20 protein-coding genes and 1 pseudogene are annotated in these 17,394 nt (G+C 69.2%); 8 read left to right on the plus strand and 13 right to left on the minus strand.

Annotation, left to right across the window (positions count from 1 at the left end):
• Positions 1-21 precede the first annotated feature (21 nt).
• The 3 genes from K6K41_RS17605 to K6K41_RS17615 all read right to left on the minus strand — a co-directional run bounded on the left by K6K41_RS17605 (position 22) and on the right by K6K41_RS17615 (position 2,881).
• Positions 22-741, minus strand: coding sequence for a mechanosensitive ion channel family protein (locus K6K41_RS17605; protein ID WP_261401590.1), 720 nt, complete (start codon positions 739-741; stop codon positions 22-24).
• On the minus strand, positions 681-2,396 hold the full coding sequence (locus K6K41_RS17610; RefSeq protein ID WP_261401591.1) for a mechanosensitive ion channel protein MscS: 1,716 nt from the start codon (positions 2,394-2,396) through the stop codon (positions 681-683). Before K6K41_RS17610 ends, K6K41_RS17605 begins: the two co-directional genes overlap by 61 nt.
• A gap of 266 nt (positions 2,397-2,662) precedes the next feature.
• A complete protein-coding gene (locus tag K6K41_RS17615; RefSeq protein ID WP_261401592.1) occupies positions 2,663-2,881 on the minus strand; it encodes a hypervirulence associated TUDOR domain-containing protein in 219 nt (72 codons plus the stop codon).
• 145 nt (positions 2,882-3,026) lie between these two features.
• On the opposite strand from K6K41_RS17615, the gene argE reads away from it, so the two are divergent.
• The gene (argE, locus tag K6K41_RS17620) at positions 3,027-4,184 is read left to right on the plus strand and encodes an acetylornithine deacetylase (RefSeq protein WP_261401593.1); all 1,158 of its coding nucleotides are present in this window, start codon (positions 3,027-3,029) and stop codon (positions 4,182-4,184) included.
• A 114-nt stretch (positions 4,185-4,298) separates the two neighbouring features.
• Complete coding sequence (locus K6K41_RS17625; protein WP_261401594.1) at positions 4,299-5,570, plus strand: PQQ-dependent sugar dehydrogenase; 1,272 nt, start codon at positions 4,299-4,301, stop codon at positions 5,568-5,570.
• 173 nt (positions 5,571-5,743) lie between these two features.
• Here K6K41_RS17625 and K6K41_RS17630 read toward each other — a convergent pair whose 3' ends face one another.
• Entirely contained in the window at positions 5,744-6,691 is a 948-nt protein-coding gene (locus K6K41_RS17630; protein ID WP_261401595.1) for a diacylglycerol/lipid kinase family protein, read from the minus strand.
• Positions 6,692-6,753: 62 nt separating this feature from the next.
• Positions 6,754-7,448, minus strand: a pseudogene (locus K6K41_RS17635) (RluA family pseudouridine synthase).
• A 63-nt stretch (positions 7,449-7,511) separates the two neighbouring features.
• Between K6K41_RS17635 and K6K41_RS17640 the strand changes: the two are divergent.
• From K6K41_RS17640 to ispG, 5 genes are all read left to right on the plus strand, one after another.
• Positions 7,512-7,796, plus strand: a complete 285-nt coding sequence (locus K6K41_RS17640) for an antibiotic biosynthesis monooxygenase (protein ID WP_261401596.1) — start codon at positions 7,512-7,514, stop codon at positions 7,794-7,796.
• A gap of 4 nt (positions 7,797-7,800) precedes the next feature.
• Complete coding sequence (gene glk, locus K6K41_RS17645) at positions 7,801-8,754, plus strand: glucokinase (RefSeq protein ID WP_261401597.1); 954 nt, start codon at positions 7,801-7,803, stop codon at positions 8,752-8,754.
• A gap of 120 nt (positions 8,755-8,874) precedes the next feature.
• Positions 8,875-9,132 (plus strand): hypothetical protein, encoded by a 258-nt coding sequence (locus K6K41_RS17650; protein ID WP_261401598.1) that lies wholly within the window; start codon positions 8,875-8,877, stop codon positions 9,130-9,132.
• Positions 9,133-9,234: 102 nt separating this feature from the next.
• Positions 9,235-9,753, plus strand: coding sequence for a transcriptional repressor (locus tag K6K41_RS17655; RefSeq protein ID WP_261401599.1), 519 nt, complete (start codon positions 9,235-9,237; stop codon positions 9,751-9,753).
• A 19-nt stretch (positions 9,754-9,772) separates the two neighbouring features.
• Positions 9,773-11,047 carry a flavodoxin-dependent (E)-4-hydroxy-3-methylbut-2-enyl-diphosphate synthase gene (ispG, locus tag K6K41_RS17660; protein WP_261401600.1) on the plus strand — a complete coding sequence of 425 codons (1,275 nt, stop codon included), beginning with the start codon at positions 9,773-9,775 and terminating at the stop codon, positions 11,045-11,047.
• Between the two features lie 3 nt (positions 11,048-11,050).
• Here ispG and K6K41_RS17665 read toward each other — a convergent pair whose 3' ends face one another.
• The 6 genes from K6K41_RS17665 to K6K41_RS17690 all read right to left on the minus strand — a co-directional run bounded on the left by K6K41_RS17665 (position 11,051) and on the right by K6K41_RS17690 (position 15,602).
• The gene (locus K6K41_RS17665; protein WP_261401601.1) at positions 11,051-11,275 is read right to left on the minus strand and encodes a helix-turn-helix transcriptional regulator; all 225 of its coding nucleotides are present in this window, start codon (positions 11,273-11,275) and stop codon (positions 11,051-11,053) included.
• Positions 11,206-12,120: a hypothetical protein gene (locus K6K41_RS17670; RefSeq protein WP_261401602.1), complete on the minus strand. Its 915-nt coding sequence runs from the start codon at positions 12,118-12,120 to the stop codon at positions 11,206-11,208. Before K6K41_RS17670 ends, K6K41_RS17665 begins: the two co-directional genes overlap by 70 nt.
• Before the next feature lie 122 nt (positions 12,121-12,242).
• Positions 12,243-12,695 (minus strand): response regulator, encoded by a 453-nt coding sequence (locus tag K6K41_RS17675; RefSeq protein ID WP_261401603.1) that lies wholly within the window; start codon positions 12,693-12,695, stop codon positions 12,243-12,245.
• Positions 12,696-12,714: 19 nt separating this feature from the next.
• On the minus strand, positions 12,715-13,416 hold the full coding sequence (locus tag K6K41_RS17680; RefSeq protein ID WP_261401604.1) for a sensor histidine kinase: 702 nt from the start codon (positions 13,414-13,416) through the stop codon (positions 12,715-12,717).
• Positions 13,413-13,778 (minus strand): PAS domain-containing protein, encoded by a 366-nt coding sequence (locus K6K41_RS17685; protein ID WP_261401605.1) that lies wholly within the window; start codon positions 13,776-13,778, stop codon positions 13,413-13,415. The genes K6K41_RS17680 and K6K41_RS17685 overlap by 4 nt, the downstream gene beginning before the upstream one ends.
• 153 nt (positions 13,779-13,931) lie before the next feature.
• A complete protein-coding gene (locus K6K41_RS17690; protein WP_261401606.1) occupies positions 13,932-15,602 on the minus strand; it encodes a bifunctional diguanylate cyclase/phosphodiesterase in 1,671 nt (556 codons plus the stop codon).
• 191 nt (positions 15,603-15,793) lie between these two features.
• On the opposite strand from K6K41_RS17690, the gene K6K41_RS17695 reads away from it, so the two are divergent.
• Positions 15,794-16,189, plus strand: coding sequence for a hypothetical protein (locus tag K6K41_RS17695; protein WP_261401607.1), 396 nt, complete (start codon positions 15,794-15,796; stop codon positions 16,187-16,189).
• A 94-nt stretch (positions 16,190-16,283) separates the two neighbouring features.
• Here K6K41_RS17695 and rpmF read toward each other — a convergent pair whose 3' ends face one another.
• Positions 16,284-16,469 (minus strand): 50S ribosomal protein L32, encoded by a 186-nt coding sequence (rpmF, locus tag K6K41_RS17700; RefSeq protein ID WP_261401608.1) that lies wholly within the window; start codon positions 16,467-16,469, stop codon positions 16,284-16,286.
• Between the two features lie 147 nt (positions 16,470-16,616).
• Positions 16,617-17,330: a monofunctional biosynthetic peptidoglycan transglycosylase gene (gene mtgA / locus K6K41_RS17705; protein WP_261401609.1), complete on the minus strand. Its 714-nt coding sequence runs from the start codon at positions 17,328-17,330 to the stop codon at positions 16,617-16,619.
• Positions 17,331-17,394 lie beyond the last annotated feature (64 nt).

Below are 17,394 nucleotides of genomic sequence, written 5' to 3' on the forward strand. Positions count from 1 at the left end.
GACGCGCGGACCGGTAGACCGTTACGGGCCGGCGGCGTCGCCATCGGAATCGTCGGGGCCGTCGAGGCGCTCGACGTGGTCCGATCCGCGGCCGCCACGCGGCCCGCGACGCTCCGCCACGGCGAGCAGCGGCGCTTCGCCGTCGCCCTTCACGCGCAGCGCTGGCGCGTTCCCCTCGCGGTCTTCGCCCATATAGAGGGTGACGTGCGGGAACGGCATCTCGATGTTCCGCTCGTCGAAGATCTCCTTCACGATCTCGTTGAAGGCGCGCCCCGTCGCCCATTGCTGGCCCGGATTGGTCTTGATGCGGCAGCGGACCGTGATGGCGTTGTCGCCGAACTCCGTGACGCCGTGCAGCTCGAACGGGCCGATGATGGTCGCGCCATGCTCGCTCTCCTTCAGGCGATCGAAGGCGTCGCGCAGCGCCTGCTTCACGAAGGGGATGTCCTCGCGATAGGCGACGCCGATCTTGGCGAGGTGATAGCTGAAGGTCTTGGTCGCGTTCGAGACGGCGTCGACCGACGAGAACGGGATCAGGTGGTAGGTGCCGTCGATCGAGCGGATGCCGACCGAGCGGATGGTGAGGTGCTCCACCGTTCCCTGCACGCCCGCGACCTTGACGTTGTCGCCGGTGTTCATCGCGTTCTCGAACTGGATGAACGCGCCGGTGATGATGTCTTTCACCAACGTCTGCGCGCCGAAGCCGACCGCGAGGCCGATGACGCCGGCGCCGGCGAGCACGGCGCGATGTCGACGCCGAGCTGCGCGAGCGCCAGCATCGCGACCATGACCACGAGAATGATCGAGAAGGCGTTGCGGAAGAGGGTCAGCAGCGTCTTTTCGCGCGCGGTCGGCACATGGCCGAATTCGGGGTTCAGCCGATATTCGATCCAGGACGAAACGCCGAGATAGACCGCGACGCCGACCAGCACGATGATGGCGGCCGTGATGGTCGAGGTCGCGAAGCGCGCGCCGGCTTCGGTCGAGAGCCAGCCCAGAAGGTCGAGCAGCGCCCAGCTCTGCGCGATGGCGAGCAGCACGACGATCAGAACGACGATGCGCACCACCTTGAGGATCGCCGGCACGAAGGCGTTGAGGCGCCCTTCGAGGGCGGGCAGTCGCGCCCTGACGTCGCCCGGCAGCGACATGCCGCCAGCGATGAGGCGCGAGATGACGGCGGTCGCGAGCGCGCCGGCGACGATGGCGACAAGCGTCTGCAGCGTCGCCGCCGCCATGAAGGGCAGCGCCTCGTTCGGATTGACGAGCCAGACGACGAACAGCGCGAACAGCCAGCCGAGCGCCGCCCAGTGCCAGAACTTGGCGAGGAAGCCGTAGAAGGCGGTGAGCGCGTCGCCGCTGGTCGCTTCGGATTTTCCAGCGAGGCGTTCTCGCACCCGCTCGCGGTTCTGCAGGACGATCACGACCGCCATCATCAGCGTCGCGAACGCCACCACGACGCGCAGCGCCTGGGCGGCCCCCGGCGTCACCGCCGCGGCGATGATCGGGGCGATGAACAGGAACGTGTAGCCGAGCGTCGAGACGATGCGCGACAGCCAGAAATACCAGTAGGCCGCCGCCTCGTCGCCGATCGGGATCGCGCGCAGCGTCGGCTGCACGGGCGAGAGGCCCGCGCGCAGCGCGACCTTGGCGAGCTCCACGGCGAAGAAGGCGTTGAGATAGAGCGTCTGCTGGATGTTCATGACGCCGAAGGCGCCGAACTGCAGCGCGAAGACGTAGCCCGCGCCCCAGGCGATGGCGACCATGAGAGCGTCGACGACCACGCTCGCGATCACCAGCACGACGCGCTGGACGACGCCGGCGTCGGCCGCGCGCCGGCCGATCCAGCGGTAGTACGGAATGCCGATCGTCCTCAGGCCGATGAAGGCGCCGAACGTGACCGCGATGGTGAGCGCGACCGCGGTCAGACGTCCCCAGTCGAAGCCGTGTCCGCTTCCTGCGCCCGTCACGATGCTCACGAGGTCGGAGATCAGCGTCGTGCTGGCGGCCGCGAGCGCCGCGCCGCGCTCGGCGATGCTGCGCGTGTATTCGGCGGCGCGGCGGGCGAATGTCGGTTCGGCGGTGCCTTCGGCGGACTTGGCGGCGTCCACCGCGGCCTTCTGGTCGGGCGCGGCCACCGGTCCGTCGCCGGCGGTCTTCGCGGCGTCGGCGGGCTTGGCGGGCGCCGCCTCGGCCGGCGTCGCCGACTTCAGCCGCTCGATCAGCGCCGCGCGGGCCTTCTCGTCCTCCAGGATACGGATGAGCGCGTCGACGTCCGCGGGCGCCTGCGTCGCTTGCGCCTGTGCGGGAGGGGCTTCCTGAGCGCCGGCGGGCAAGCCCCCGACGACTGCGAAGATCAGCAGAACAAGCGGAGCGAGCCAGCGGGAAGCGACGGACATGGGCCTCGAAGCGCCGCGCGACGTCGCGGCTTCACTCTTGCGGCGATGGGGCTCGCCAAGATCAGGGCTTGGGCACATAGGCCCGATCGGCGATCCGAAAACCCGAGATGGGACTCATGGAGAGTTTCCGGCGGGCCGCCCCCCGCCCGTCATCCCGGCCGAAGAGCCGGGACCCAGAACCGAGACGGCCGAACCAGATCCCAGAGCGCGTCGGTTCTGGATCCCGGGGCAGGCGCGGGGTGACTGCGGCGGTCCGGGCGTTCTTCTCAGCCCTTCGTGAGTTCTGAGTGCGACTTCAGCGCCCGGTCGCCGCCGCTCTGCTCGACGAGGTAGGCGGGGTTCTTCTCGCTCGCCCGGCGCGTGATCTTCGAACCCTTGATGGTGCGCTGGACGCGCGTCTTGAACACGTCCGTCACCTTGCCCTTGGCCTCGCCCTGTCCCCACGACCAGCTGACCGTCGATCCGACCGGATAAGCCTGCGCCATCGCCTGTCTCCCTCATCTCTCCTGTGCCCGAACGCCGCGGCCCGCCACGCGTTCCGCAACCCCACGGGGGTTCAGATCGGCGCCGCGAAGCCGTAAGACGGGACGGCACGCTGTTTCCCACTCTCAGGACGCAAGCCCCCGCCCCATGGCTTCCGACGCGACGATCGAGCATCTCGGCCATCTGATCGGCTTCGACACGACCAGCCGGAACTCCAATCTCGCGCTGATCGACCACGTCGAGGCCTATCTCGACGGGCACGGGGTCGCGTGCGAGCGCACGCCGGACGAGACCGGGACCAAGGCGAACCTGTTCGCGACCATCGGGCCGGCCGACAAGGCCGGCTACGTGCTCTCCGGCCACACCGACGTCGTGCCGGTCGACGGCCAGAACTGGACCACCGACCCCTTCGCGATGGAGCGGAAGGACGGGCTGCTCTACGGCCGCGGCGCCTGCGACATGAAGGGGTTCATCGCCGTCTGCCTCGCGCTCGTCCCCGAGATGCTGGCGGCCGACCTCAAGGTCCCGCTGCATCTCGCCTTCTCGTATGACGAAGAGGTTGGTTGCGTCGGCGTGCGCGATCTCCTGAAGGAGCTCGCCAAGCGCCCCGTGCGGCCCGCGGGCTGCATCGTGGGCGAGCCCACCAGCATGCAGGTGGTCATCGGCCACAAGGCCAAGCGCACCTTCCGCTTCTGCGCCCACGGGCTCGGCGGCCACTCCTCCCGCGCGCCCGAATGCGTCAACGCGCTCGAATACGCCGCCCGCATCGTGACGGCGACCACCGGCATCGCCGAGCGCTTCGCAACGACGGGCCCGCGCGACGGGCTCTATGACGTGCCGTACTCGACCGCCCATGTCGGCGTGTTCAACGCCGGATCGACCGTGAACGTCGTGCCGGCCGAAGCGACGCTCGACCTCGAGTTCCGCACCATCGCCGAGGACGACCTGGACGCGGTCTCCGAGGAGATCCGCGAAATCGCGGAGTCCATCGGGCGCGAGATGAAAGGGCGCGACGCGCGTGCGGGGATCACCTGCGAGCAGGTGTCCGAGATTCCGGGCCTCGAGATCGCGGCCGAGACGGGGATCGTGACGCTGGCCAAGCGCCTCGCCGGCCGCAACGACCACGCGAAAGTCGCCTACGGCACGGAAGCCGGACTGTTCGTGGCGACCGCCGGCATCCCGACCATCGTCTGCGGCCCGGGCTCGATCGGCGAGGCGCACAAGCCGGACGAGTTCGTCAGCGAAGACCAGCTCGCCAGGTGCGAGGACTTCGTCAGGAAGCTGATCGCGCACTGCGCGGCCTGACCAGCGGCGCCGGCGCAACGGCGCGATTTCGTCTTTCTGGGTTGTACGCCACACGCCAGACGGTCACTCTCGCAGGCAACGGGCCAAAGACGCCCGGTCATGGGAGGACGGTCGATGTTCAAATCGCGTCTCGCGACGGCGACGCTCGCCGCGCTGTGCCTGACGGCGGTCCCTGCGTTTTCGCAGGACAGCCAAACCAAGTCGGACGAAGCCCTCAAGAAGCTCCAGGGCTTTCAGTCGACCGGCGGGAGCCCGGTCATTCCCGAGGTCGAGCAGACCGGAAAGAAGGCCGAGAACCTCAAGGCGCTCGCGGCCAAGATCAAGGTTCCGGACGGCTTCAAGGTCGAGCTCTACGCCGTCGTGCCGGACGCCCGTCACATGGCGGTCGGCAACAATGTCGGCGTGGTGTTCGTGGGCACCCGCAAGACCAAGGCCTATGCGGTGACCGACCGCGACGGCGACAACGTCGCCGACGAGGTCAAGGAGTTCGCGCCGACGATCGCCAAGAGCAATCCGAACGGCGTGTGCTTCACGCCCGACGGCTTCCTCTACATCGCCGAGCACAACCGCGTGCTGCTCTTCCCTGCGGCCGAGTTCTTCTACGAAAATCCCGACGTCGCCGTGGAGGTGATCTCCGATCAGTTGATCCCGAAGGCCGAGGAAAGCTTCAACCACGGCGCCCGCACCTGCGTCGTGGGGCCGGACAACAAGCTCTACATAACGCTCGGCCAGCCCTTCAACGTGACCCCGAAGGAGAAGCGGCCGCTCTATGACGAGCAGGGCATGAGCGGGATCATCCGCATGGACCGCGACGGCAAGAACCGCGAGGTGTTCGCGCTCGGCGTCAGGAATTCGGTCGGGATGGCGTTCAACCCGAAGGACCGCGTTCTCTGGTTCACCGACAACCAGGTCGACGGCATGGGCGACGACCAGCCCGTGGGCGAGCTCAACCGCGCCGTGAAGGCCGGCCAGAACTTCGGCTTCCCCTGGTATGGCGGCGGCAAGACGCGCACCAAGGAGTATCAGGACGAGCAGCCGCCGGCGGACGTCGTGTTCCCCGAGGTGGAGATGGCCGCGCACGCCGCCGATCTCGGCATGCGGTTCTATGCGGCCGAGCAGTTCCCGGAGAAGTATCGCGGTGGGATCTTCGTCGCCGAGCACGGCTCGTGGAACCGCAGCAAGCCGGTCGGGGCGCGCGTGATGTTCGTGAGCCTGAAGTCGGACGGCTCGGCCGACAAGGCGGAGGTGTTCGCCGACGGCTGGCTCGACGACAAGACCGGCCGCTATGCGGGGCGCCCCGTGGACGTCGCGGTGGCGCTCGACGGCTCGCTGCTGGTCTCCGACGACCTGTCGGGCGCGATCTGGCGGATTTCCTACGGGAAGTGAGCTTGGATGATCCACGCCCGGCGTTGGACAAGCAGGCCGTCATGCCCGCGCGGCAGCGCGGGTATCCACGACTTAATGGGATCGTAGAGCTCTACGCCCAAGTCGTGGATGCCCGAGCAAAGCCCGGGCATGACGGTTGATCTGACGCCGCCTCGCTGGAAGCTCAGCGGCCGTCAATCTCCGGAAAGCTGACCTGCGCCGGTCGTGTCCTCAGCCGGTCCCGGCGTCAGCATCGTCGCCGCGCCCGGCATCGCCTCATAGGCGACCGGGCAACGCTCGCGGGTCAGCTCGCCGTCGGTCGCGACCCAGACGCGGGTGCGGCGGGTCTTCTCCACCACAACGGAGGTCGCCCGAAAGGTCTCGATCAGCGGGTTCGTGCGCCAGCCGCCGGTCACGACGTCGAGACCAAGCCGAAACCGCTGCCGCCAGCCGCCCGAATGCGCGACGATCACCTCGATCACGCCCTCATTCAGGCTCGGGCGTCGCCACTCGTCGTCCGCGAAGGCGTTGTTGGTGACGAGCACCGCGGTCGCCTCCACTTTCACCGGCGCGCCGTCGACGACGAGCTGATAGCGCGATCTCCCCGACCGGAAGAACGCCCGCAGCGCGGCGTAGGAGAAACCGGCGTAGCGGCCGAGGCCCTTCAGCCCGCGGGCGTTTTCGCGGGCGCGCGCCATCTGGGCGAAGAAGCCGAGGCCCGAGATCGAATGGAACGGCCGCCCGTTGATCGAGGCGAGGTCGATGCGCTTCGGCTCGGCGCGGGCGAGCGCCGCGATCGCTTCGTCCATCTCGCGCGGCACGCCGAGGTCGTTGGCCAGCAGGTTCATGGTGCCGAAGGGCAGCACCCCGGAGGTCTTGCCCGTCGCGAGCAGGCGCCCGAGCGAGCGCGACAGCGAACCGTCGCCGCCGCCTACGATCACTTCGTCGTGCGTCTGGTCGCGGCCGACCTCCTCCAGCGCCGACCCAAGGTCGCGCGGCGGCACCATCCGCACGTCGACCTCCTTGCCGGCCGCCGCGAAGATCTCGGCGATCTTCTCCGAGGGGCCCTGCGCGCCCGAGGATTCTGTGAGGTCTTTCAGCGTTCCCGCGCGCGGATTGAGCAGGACGAGACACCGGGCCATGGATCTTCAAACCTAAAAGCGCGGTGTGCGGGAAGACGCGTCCTGCGACATAAGGCGGAAGCTCAGCCGCTCCAGCCCATGGCCGAGAAGGTCGCAGCCATGTGGGGCGGCAGCGGCGCTTCAGCTGAGACCGGCGGCTGGCTCTCGCGCATCGGTACGATGACGGCGCGGGCGTGAAGATGGAGCACGGCGCCGCCCACCGGTTCGGATCCGTAGATCGGGTCGCCGAGCAGCGGCAGGCCGATATGGGCGGCGTGGGCTCGGATCTGGTGGGTGCGGCCGGTAAGCGGCGTGAACTCGATCCAGCTCAGTCCCTGCGCCCGCGCCTTCACGCGCCATTCGGTGACGCTGGGCAGACCCGCAGGGTCCACCGCCATCCACCAGCCGCGATCGGGGCTGCGCTTGGCGAGCGGCGCCTCGATGCGGCCCTCGTCCTCCGCGGGCGCGCCGCGCACCACCGCCCAGTAGGTTTTGCCCACTCGCCCTGACGAGAAAGCTTGCCGAGCCGCGTCAGCGCCTTTCGGTGGCGGCCGAGCACGAGGCAGCCGCTGGTGTCCTTGTCGAGGCGGTGGGCGAGCGCCGGGTCGCGCGGCAGGCCGAAACGCAGCCCCGAAAACAGCGCCTCGAGGTTCGGCCCGCCCTTCGGCCCGGCATGCACTGGAAGGCCTGCGGGCTTGTCGATGATCAGCATCAGCCCGTCGCGATGAAGGACACGGGCTTCGAGATCCTGAGGGACCAGCGGGGCGGCGAGCGACATGGGGCGTCTCTATGCGACTGACAAGCGCTAGGCGGGCGGGGGCGCCGCACTATCTCGCGGACGATGAAGCTTGTCGCAACCGTCTTCGAGGTTGAGCCGCAGCATGCGGCCGCCTTCCGCGCGGCCGTGCTCGCAAACGCTCTTGCGGTCGAGCGGGGCGATCCGGGCTGCCGGGGCGTCGCGATCGCCGAGGATCCGTCGGCGCCGGGCTTCTTTCTCACCTCCGCGCTCTATGCAAGCGAAGAGGCGGCGGCGAACCACGGAACCTGCGAGGCCGGCCAGGCTTTCGAGGAGGCGGTGCGCCCTTACGTGAAGCTGAAGCGCGTCCGCCTCGTGGACCTGGGCTGAGGCGATGGCGGTCCTCGTCGGCGATATCGGCGGCACCAACGGCCGTTTTGGCCTCGCCGAGAAGGGCGGCTTGCGGCCCGACAGAATCGACGTCGAGCCCGGCGACGACCACGCATCCTTCGAGGACGCGCTCGGCGCCTATCTGGAGAAGACCGGCGAAAAGCCCGATCGGGCGGCGCTCGCGGTTGCTGGACCCGTGGACGACGAGGGCCGCGCGCGGATCACCAACCGCAAGAGCTGGACGATCGATCCGCAGGCGTTGAAGCGACGCTTCGGCTTTTCTGACGTTCTCATCATGAACGACTTCGTGGCTCAGGCGGCCTCGCTCCCGCACCTGCAGAACGACGAGACGATCCTGATCGGCGACGCCCGCCCGCGCCGCGCCGTGAAGGCCGCGGTCGGGCCCGGCACGGGACTTGGCGTCGCGTCGCTCGTTCCCGAAGGCGACGACGGTTGGCGTCCGCTGCCGAGCGAAGGCGGACATATTGAGTTCGCGGCCGTCGACGCCCATGAGAGCGCGGCTTTCGGCGTGTTCCGCCGCCGGTTCGGGCGCGTCTCGGCCGAGTATGTGGTTTCGGGCCCGGGCCTCGCGCGGCTCCACGACGCGCTCGCCGAAGTCGAAGGGCGCAAGGCCCCCGGCCTCGATCCGGCCGCCGTCACCAAGGCTGCGCTCGACGGCGATCCTGAAGCCTCCGCGACGGCCGCGCTGTTCCTCACCATGCTTGCGCGTTTCGCCGGCGACATGGCGCTCAGTTTCGGCGCGAAGGGCGGGGTCTATCTTTGCGGCGGGGTCGCGCCGCGGCTTGTTCCGGCGCTAGACGTCGCGGCGTTCCGCGCGGCCTTCGACGCGAAGTCTCCTCATGAGGAGATGATGCGCGCGACCGCGACCGCGGTCGTCACCTCGCCGATCGCGGGCCTCATCGGCGCCTCGGCGATGGCGGCGCGCGGCCGCGTCTGAAGCGAAACGACGCTCGGGATCTTTGACGTCAGAGCTAAGACCTTCGGATGATCTGAGGAACTCGCTCGAATACAAAACCGTTTCTCCTGCATTCCAAAAACATGATGAGGGAGAAACGCGATGACTTTCAGGTTCCTGAGCGTCGCCGCCGTGTCCGCTGCGCTGGCGCTCGGCGGCGCGGTCGCCGCCAACGCCCAATCCGCCGCCAACAGCGGCAACGCCGGCAATCTCGCTGATCCAGCGAACCCGCAGAACCCCGGCGCGCCCGCGGCCAAGAGCGGATCGGGCGCAGGCATGTCGAAGAGCTCGACCAAGAAGAGCTCCGCAAAGAAAACGTCCAGCAAGTCGACCAAGTCGAAGAAGTCGAGCGCGATGTAGGGCTCTCGCCCGGCCCGGTCCCGATCGTGGGGCCGGGCCTGCGCGCAGCGCACGGGAACGTCGCACATCCGCCGCGCGCTTCGTGCTATGAGATCGGTCGCAATGACCGACGATCGCGCCGCCATTCCGTTCGCTGAACCCGGCCACGACCATCGCGCCTGCTCGGGCGCGGTGCTGAAGCGCGCCGAGGCGCTGTGCGCCGCTCGCGGCGCGCGCCTGACCGACATCCGCAGGAAGGTTTTGGCGGCGCTCGCGGCCGACCATGCGCCGGCCGGCGCCTATGACGTGATCGAGCGGCTCGCCGAGGACGGCGGCCGTCCGCCTGCGCCCATCACCGTTTATCGCGCGCTCGATTTCCTGCTCGCGCATGGCCTCGCGCACCGCATCGAGAGCCGAAACGCCTATGTGGCCTGCAGCCACGAGCACGGCGAGGGCGAAGAGGGCCCGACCGTCTTCCTCATCTGCGAGCGCTGCGGCGCGGTGGGCGAGGCGGCGACCGCCGACTTCGCCGAGGCGCTCGAAGCGCTCGCGCGCGCGTCCGGTTTCCGCCCGCGCTCGCCGGTGATCGAGGTGTCAGGCGAATGCGCGCATTGCCGCAACGCGATGCGGGAGGCTTCCTGATGAACGACATGCCGGCGACATGAGCGATTGCACGCCGCTTCCCGTCGATTGTCCCTCGGCGCTCGCCGACAGGCGCGCTTCGGTCGCGGTGAATGTCGGCGGCGTGACGGTCGGCGGCGCCGCCCCGATCGTCGTGCAGTCGATGACCAACACCGACACGGCCGACATCGCCGGCACCGTCGCGCAGGTCGCGGCGCTCGCCCGCGCGGGCTCCGAGCTCGTGCGCATTACGGTCGACCGCGCTGAAGCCGCGGCCGCCGTGCCGCACATCCGCGACCAGCTTGCGGCGCGCGGCGTCATGGTCCCGTTGATCGGCGACTTCCACTACATCGGCCACAAGCTGCTCGCAGAGCATCCGGCCTGCGCCGAGGCGCTCGCCAAGTACCGCATCAATCCCGGCAATGTGGGCTTCGGCGCGAAGAAGGACGGCCAGTTCGCCCAGATCATCGAGACCGCGGCGAGGAACGACAAGCCGGTGCGCATCGGCGGCAACTGGGGCTCGCTCGACGGCGAACTTCTGACCGCCCTCATGGACGAGAACGCGGTCGCGCCGAACCCCAAGGACGCCCGCGAAGTGACGCGCGAAGCGCTGATCCGGTCCGTGCTGCTGTCGGCCGCCCGCGCAGAAGAGCTCGGCCTCCCGCGCGAGAAAATCATTCTGTCGGCGAAGGTCTCGGCGGTGCAGGACCTGATCGCGGTCTACGCCGAGCTCGCCCGCCGTTCGAACTATGCGCTTCATCTCGGCCTCACCGAGGCCGGCATGGGCTCGAAGGGCGTCGTGGCGTCCTCGGCCGCGCTCGGCGTGTTGCTGCAGCAGGGCCTCGGCGACACGATCCGCGTCTCGCTGACGCCCGAGCCCGGCGGCGACCGCACCGTGGAGGTGAAGGTCGCGCAGGAGATCCTGCAGACCATGGGCTTTCGCACCTTCGTGCCGCTGGTGGCCGCATGCCCCGGATGCGGGCGCACCACCTCGACGGTGTTTCAGGAGCTCGCCAAGGACGTCCAGACCTACATCCTCGAGCGCATGCCGGAATGGAAGCGGCTGTACCCCGGGGCCGAGGCGCTCAACGTCGCGGTCATGGGCTGCATCGTGAACGGGCCGGGCGAATCCAAGCACGCCGACATCGGGATCTCGCTGCCCGGCACCGGCGAGGCTCCGACCGCGCCGGTGTTCGTCGACGGCAAGAAGGTCGCGACGCTGCGCGGCCCGACGCTCGTCGCGGACTTCAAGACGATGGTCGAGGATTACGTCGCCCGCCGGTTCGGCCAGTCGGGCCGCGACGCCGCCGAGTAATTCCTAGCGCCGCACGATCGGCGAGCCGCCGCAGAGCAGCACGAACTCGCTCTGCCGCGACACGCCGGTCTTCGCGAACACCGCCGCCACCTGGTTGCGGATGGTCGAGACGCTGAGGCTGTGGCGCGCCGCGATCTCCTGAAGCGTGAGGCCCTCGATCAGCGCGGCCGCGACCTTGGCTTCCGCGGCGGTGAGGTCGAACAGCCCTCCGAGCAGGCTTGCGGGCATGTCGGGCTTGCGGCCGAGGGGCGTCGCGACCAGCAGCCAGGAGGCGCTCGGAAACACGTCGCGTGCGTTTCTGCGGACGGGAGACAGGTGGAGCACTGCGGGCGGCGGGTCTCCGTCCGGGGCAGCGGGATCGAGCGGCCGCCCGGAATGATCCCCGCCAGCGCCTGCGCGAACAGGGCCGCGGACTTCGGGTCGCGCGGGGCGACGAGGTCGTGGGCGCGCACCTCGACCTGTTCGCTCAGGGCCTCGAATTCGGAATTGAGAGCGATCGCGCGCCCGGTCGTTGACATAACGGCGCCGGGCAGGCCGATCGACGACAGCGTCATCACCTGGGTGCGGGCGCGATCAAGCTCAAGCCGGCCGGCGATGACGGCGGCGCGCGCGATATGGGGCCGGAGCGCATCAAAAGCCTGGATCGCGTCGTCCGGCGTGCGGCCGCGGGCGAGCGCCCGTTCAAACGAGAGCGCCGTGAGATCCCCGTTCGGGGACTCGATCACCGAGCCCGCGACGTCGCCGAGGCCAAACGGCCGCAGCAACTCCACATGAAGCGGATCGACCGCGGCCTCTTCGGCGGAGAAGAGATCCTCGTCGCGCACGAAGCCCGCATGGTTCTTCGCGATCGTGCGCCGCGCGCGCTCGCTGCGGCTCGCCCAGCCGTCGCGCAGGAACGCGTCGAACACGTCGCGCACACCCTGCGAGAAGACGCCGCGCTGCGCGTTGGCGTTGACGGTGAAAAGCACGCCGCCCTCGAAGCCATGCTCGACCGACAGATCTTCGAGCAGACCCTCCCAGAGCTCGGGGATCGTCGCGGCCTCGTAGATTCGGTCGATCACGTCTGCGACCATCGGACGACATCTCCTGCCGGCCGGGTTCTGCGGCCGAGTGAAAGCCAAGCCCTGCGCAATGATTTCAAAGATTGTCAGACGATCATTCCGGCAACGATCGGTCGCCGCATGATCCATTTGACCTAATGGGTCGAGTGGCCGACCTCGGGGACGAGCCACTTCCGCGACCATGCGGAGGAGAGCTCGAGGCTCGACGGCGCCGGGCGCGTCGCGCCGCCGTCGCGAAGGCATTCGGCGATGAAGCGCAGCGCCCCGCGCATGCCCCACTCCGTGTAGGGCTTCGCCACAGAGCCGATCGCGCCTGCGAAGTCGTCCGGCAGCCGACGACGGTTCGCCGTCATGAACAGGACCGCGACGCCCTGGAGTTTCGCGGCGCGCCGCGCGATCTCGATCCCGGTCGGGCCGTCGGCGAGGTGCACGTCGAGGAGGACGAGATCGGGCCGCTCCTGCTCGACGATCTTGAGCGCCTCTTCGCTCGAGATCGCGACGCCGAGCGTCTGGAGCCCGGCTTCGGCGATCAGGAACTCGATTTCGGCCGCGACAAGAACCTCGTCCTCGACGATGAGCACGCGCATCGTCGAGGTCTCCTTTCGCTCAGGACGCCGGACGGTCGGCGACGGGCATGGTGAGGCGGACGCGCGGGCCATCGTCGGCGCCGGAGCGCTCGATGGTCGCGGAAAGCTGGCGGGTCAGCAGGGACATCAGGCTCGCGCCAAAACTCTCCCGGCTCTGTCCCGGTTCCACTGAGCCGTCGTGATCGACCTCGATCGCCAACTCGCCGTCGGGGCGGCGCACGGCGAGCCGCAGGCGGCCCGGAGCGCTCTCGGGCGCGCAGGCGAGCGCTTCTATGAGGAGCTCGTTCACGATGAGCGCGACGGCGGAAGCCTGCTGCGCCGGGATGGCGGCGGGCTCGTGGTCGTGCTCGACGCTCAGGTCGTCGCGGCCCGAGGCGTCCAAGAGGTCCGAGGCGATGTCGCGCATGAAGGCCGGCACGTCGAAGGCCGACAGGTCGTCGGCCTGGAACAGGTTGCGATGGACGGTCGCGAGCGCGCTCACCCGGTTCAGCATCGACGTCATCGTGTCCCGGATCTCGGGATCGGCGATGCGGCGCGACTGCAGGAGGATGAGCGAGGAGATGAGCTGCAGGTTGTTTTTGACCCTGTGGTCGACCTCGTGGAGCAGCACGGTCTTCTGGTCGAGGGCCTTCTGGAGGTCCGCGGTCCGCGCCGCCACGAGCGCTTCCGCGTCGGCCTTGGCGGCGGCGAGGTCGGAAGCGGCGCGGTTGCGCGCGGTCATGTCGACTTGCGATCCGAAGAAATGCGTGACGCGGCCGTCCGTCGTGGACCGGGCTGATGAAGAGGGCGTTCCAGAAAGGCGTGCCGTCCTTCCGATAGTTCAGGATCTCGGTCGACGTGGCTGCCGTCGACGATCGCCTGCGAAACGCGGGCGACTTCCGCGCGATCCGTCTCCGGGCCCTGAAGAAAGCGGCAGTTGCGGCCGATGATCTCCTCACGCGGATAGCCCGAAAGCGAGACGAAGGCGTCGTTGGCGAACACGATCGGGCAGTCGTCCAGAGTCGCGTCGCAAATGACGATCGGCATGCGCGTGGACCGGATCGCCGCGCCATAGGGGTCGCTCTCGCCCCTCAGTTCGGCCAAACGTTTGCCTTCGCGCTCTGAGGCGCTGCGGTCGGGCATTCAGGATCCTGGAAGAATGTGAAAGCGATATCGGTTTCGGTCCGACAAAAATCGGATCCGACGGCCCCGCGTCAAGCTCTGGACGCGGCTTTCCGTCCCCAAGGCGGTCGAAGATCAATCGAGCGCCGGCGGCGCGATGAAGTCGCCCTGCAGGTAGGTCGCTCCCCAGTCGCGCAGAAGATCGGCGACGGCCGCGCTCTCGACCTTCTCGGCGACGGTCTCGAAGCCGAGCTCGCGGGCGAGAGCCAAGAGCGCGCGCACGAAAGCGCCGGACTCCGCTGAGGTCTCGAGATCGCTGACGAAGGAGCCGTCGATCTTGACGAGGTCGACCTTGAGCTCGCGCAGCGCCTTGAACGAGGTGTGGCCGGCTCCGAAGTCGTCGATTGCGACCCGGACGCCGCGCGCCTTCAGCGCCGAGACGAAGTCCCGCGTCGCCGCGAGATCGCGGATGGCCGCCGTCTCGGTGATCTCGACGAGCAGCCGCTCGGCGATGTCGGGGCGCAGCGCGAGCCATCCGTCGAGCGCATGGCTCCAGGTCTCGTCGCCGGTGGTCGCGGCCGAGACATTGACCGCGACCTGAGCCTGCGGGTCGCGGGCGAGCCGCGCGATCGCAAGGTCGAGCGCCCGCCGGTCGAGCATGTGGACGAGGCCGACCTCTTCGGCCGCAGCCGCGACCGGGCCGCCGGAGACAGCCTCCCCGGTCGCCGTGACGATGCGCGCCAGCGCCTCGCTCCAGCAGATTTCGCCCGTCGCGGCGCGCGCCACCGGCTGGTAGGCGAGCAGCACGCGGCGATCGTTCAGCGCTGCGACGAGGTCGTCGGCGAGCTTCATGTTGGCGCGCCGCGCGACGTCGCGGTCGGGGTCAGGCGCATAGATCCAGAGTCCGGACGGCAGTTCGCTCGCGCGCGAAAGAGCTATGCGGGCGCGCGCCACCATGTCGTCGACCGTGCGCGCATGGCGCGGCGCGACCACGGCCCCGAGCGCGATCCTGACCGCGATCGGGCCGGCCGCCGTCGTCACGGGCTCGTCGTGGATCGCGGCGGCGAGCCGCTGGGCCGCGACCTCGAGGTCGGAGCGCTCGCATTCCTGCAGCACCAGGCCGAAGGTCGAGGTCGAGAACCGGCCCAGCGTGTCGCCGCCCCGCATCGCCGAGCGCAGGCGGCGGGAGACCTCGACGATCACGATGTCGCCGATGTCGAAGCCGTAGGCCTCGTTGATCGCGCCGAGATTGGTGAGCGAGACCAGCGCGAAGGCGGTCGAGGTCTGCATCCGCGCGCCGGCCGCGAGCGCCGCGCCCGCGATCTCGATCAGGCGCGGCCGGGCGAGCTGCCCGGTCAGCGCGTCGAAGCGCGAGAGGCTCGCGGCGTGGGCGGCGGCCTCGTAGCGGGAGCCAAGCTCGCGCACCAGACCGACGACGCGGGCCGGCCGCCCGTCGGGCCCTGCGTACCAGCGGCCTCGGTCCTGCACCCAGAGGCGCTTGTCGCGCGCGCCGCGCATCAGCGGATATTCGACCTCGAAGGCGACGCCGTCGCCGAAATCGGTCTGCTTGGAGCCGAACACGGCTTCCCGCCGCGTCGTCAGCGCTTCGGGATCGAACAGGGAGGCGAAGCTCGTCGCCGTGTCGATCTGCGCGCTCGGCGGCAGTCCGAGCGTCTTGTGCGCGCCCGCGCTCCAGACGAGGCGGTCGCTCGCCACGTCCCATTCATAAGCCACGGTCCCGACGGCGAGCAGGATCGTCGACAGATCGACCGCATCCGTTCCCTCCTGGGACGTGCGGACGGTCATCGGCTGCGCCTCTGCCATGCTGTCCTCCCGGGAACGAGTGGATCACGAATCGTTCGACTGGACATTAGGGGCAATTTGTCTAGATTTCATAGACAGCCTTCGGGTAATGGCGAACGAAGAATACTTGGTTAACAGATTTTCAGCGTGCGTAGTCTAATCAGGCGCGCTGTCGAGGCGAGGCGAATACAGCGATGATGATGCTGCCGCCGGTCGGCCCCGGCGAAAGGGCCGAGCGTCGCAGGCGCGCCCGCAGGGCGTCGGACCGGGGCGCGGACACGGCGGCGGCGGGATCCGCCTCCGAGGCGGGGATTGAAGCGCCGTTCCCCATCGAGCCCGATCCGATCATCGACACGCGCCAATCCCGGCGTGGAGGACGACGCGCCTCCGACAGGGCGCAAGGGGCCGAAGCCGAGGCCCCCCGGTTTCCGCAGGCGCCCAAGCCCTATGCGCCGCTCGTCGCGCAACTGATCGCGGGCGTCATGGGGCTGGAGCAGACCCGCGCCCGCCGCCGCGCGAGCCTCGCCGAGGCCGAGGCGGCCTACCGCCCGAAGCGAGAGCGCCCCAAGCGCTCGCGCGGAGAGGTCTGAGCGCGATCGGCTCTGTCCGAAACGAAAAGAGCCGACCCAAAGGGCCGGCTCTTGAATTTGGTCGCCGCGCCGCGAAAGCGCAGCGCCGGTCAGATCACGCCTCGGTCTTGGGCGAGAGGATCTGACGGCCGCGATACATGCCGGTCTTGAGGTCGAGGTGGTGCGGACGGCGCAGCTCGCCCGAGTCCTTGTCCTCGACATAGGTCGGCGACTTGAGCGCGTCGGCGGAACGGCGCATGCCGCGCTTGGAGGGGGAAGTCTTTCGCTTCGGAACGGCCATTTCGAACTCCGTCGGATCCGTCTTGCGCGGCCCGCAGGCGCGCGAAATGTCGAGGCGCAGCCCAAAGGGACTCGCCGTTTGGCCGGGCTTATAGCCGCATCGGCCGGCTCGCGCCAGAGGCGTGCGACGCTTTTTCGACGGTTCAGTTCAGTTGAGGCAGGCGGCGAGCGAGCCCGCAGCGCGCGCGCGGCTGGCGACGATCGCGGCGTTGGAGCGGGCGCGGGCGCTCGGCTTGCGCGGGTCGCGCAGGATCGGGTTCGGAAGCGCCGCCGCCATCAGCGCGGCCTGACGCGCGTCGATCTGCCCGGCGCCGCGCTTGAAGGCGCGCCGCGCGCCGGCCTCGGCTCCGAAGGTTCCGTCCGGGCCCCATTCGGCGATGTTGAGATAGACCTCCATGATCCGCCGCTTCGACCAGACGAGGTCGATCCAGAGCGCAAGCCCGATCTCGAGCGGTTTGCGCAGATAGGCCGCGCCCTGCCACAGGAAGAGGTTCTTGGCGACCTGCATGGCGATTGTTGAGGCGCCGCGCCCCGGCCCGTCGGCTCCGCCCTCGCGCATGACCGTGCTGATCGCGTTCCAGTCGACGCCAGAATGCCGGCAGAACAGCGCGTCCTCCGAGACCATCACGGCGCGCGGCAGCGCGGGCGACATCTTCTCGAGCGGAACCCAGGTCCGGTCGACGGAGCGGAACGTCGCCCAGCGCGCGATCATCAGCGTGGAGACGGGCGGAACCACCGCATAGATCGGCGTCAGGACGATCGGCAGCGCCGCAAGCGCGAGGAGAACGAAGGCGACGCGCCGCCAAAGCGGCGTGCTCGGCCTCAGCAGCCGCGCGGTCGCTCTCGATGCGTATGCCCCCATGCCGACCCCGATCGTTCCCCGGCCGGGCAATCTATCAGAGGCGGGGGCGCGCGCCATCGCGGGA

The organism is Chenggangzhangella methanolivorans, assembly GCF_019797865.1.
GTDB classification, from domain to species: domain Bacteria; phylum Pseudomonadota; class Alphaproteobacteria; order Rhizobiales; family Methylopilaceae; genus Methylopila; species Methylopila methanolivorans.

Coding starts and splice junctions, on each gene's coding strand:
- K6K41_RS17610 (WP_261401591.1), bottom strand. CDS start 2,396: ATGTCCGTCGCTTCCCGCTGGCTCGCTCCGCTTGTTCTGCTGATCTTC.
- K6K41_RS17615 (WP_261401592.1), bottom strand. CDS start 2,881: ATGGCGCAGGCTTATCCGGTCGGATCGACGGTCAGCTGGTCGTGGGGA.
- argE (WP_261401593.1), top strand. CDS start 3,027: ATGGCTTCCGACGCGACGATCGAGCATCTCGGCCATCTGATCGGCTTC.
- K6K41_RS17625 (WP_261401594.1), top strand. CDS start 4,299: ATGTTCAAATCGCGTCTCGCGACGGCGACGCTCGCCGCGCTGTGCCTG.
- K6K41_RS17630 (WP_261401595.1), bottom strand. CDS start 6,691: ATGGCCCGGTGTCTCGTCCTGCTCAATCCGCGCGCGGGAACGCTGAAA.
- K6K41_RS17640 (WP_261401596.1), top strand. CDS start 7,512: ATGAAGCTTGTCGCAACCGTCTTCGAGGTTGAGCCGCAGCATGCGGCC.
- glk (WP_261401597.1), top strand. CDS start 7,801: ATGGCGGTCCTCGTCGGCGATATCGGCGGCACCAACGGCCGTTTTGGC.
- K6K41_RS17650 (WP_261401598.1), top strand. CDS start 8,875: ATGACTTTCAGGTTCCTGAGCGTCGCCGCCGTGTCCGCTGCGCTGGCG.
- K6K41_RS17655 (WP_261401599.1), top strand. CDS start 9,235: ATGACCGACGATCGCGCCGCCATTCCGTTCGCTGAACCCGGCCACGAC.
- ispG (WP_261401600.1), top strand. CDS start 9,773: ATGAGCGATTGCACGCCGCTTCCCGTCGATTGTCCCTCGGCGCTCGCC.
- K6K41_RS17665 (WP_261401601.1), bottom strand. CDS start 11,275: ATGCCCGCAAGCCTGCTCGGAGGGCTGTTCGACCTCACCGCCGCGGAA.
- K6K41_RS17670 (WP_261401602.1), bottom strand. CDS start 12,120: ATGGTCGCAGACGTGATCGACCGAATCTACGAGGCCGCGACGATCCCC.
- K6K41_RS17675 (WP_261401603.1), bottom strand. CDS start 12,695: ATGCGCGTGCTCATCGTCGAGGACGAGGTTCTTGTCGCGGCCGAAATC.
- K6K41_RS17680 (WP_261401604.1), bottom strand. CDS start 13,416: ATGACCGCGCGCAACCGCGCCGCTTCCGACCTCGCCGCCGCCAAGGCC.
- K6K41_RS17690 (WP_261401606.1), bottom strand. CDS start 15,602: ATGACCGTCCGCACGTCCCAGGAGGGAACGGATGCGGTCGATCTGTCG.
- K6K41_RS17695 (WP_261401607.1), top strand. CDS start 15,794: ATGATGATGCTGCCGCCGGTCGGCCCCGGCGAAAGGGCCGAGCGTCGC.
- rpmF (WP_261401608.1), bottom strand. CDS start 16,469: ATGGCCGTTCCGAAGCGAAAGACTTCCCCCTCCAAGCGCGGCATGCGC.
- mtgA (WP_261401609.1), bottom strand. CDS start 17,330: ATGGGGGCATACGCATCGAGAGCGACCGCGCGGCTGCTGAGGCCGAGC.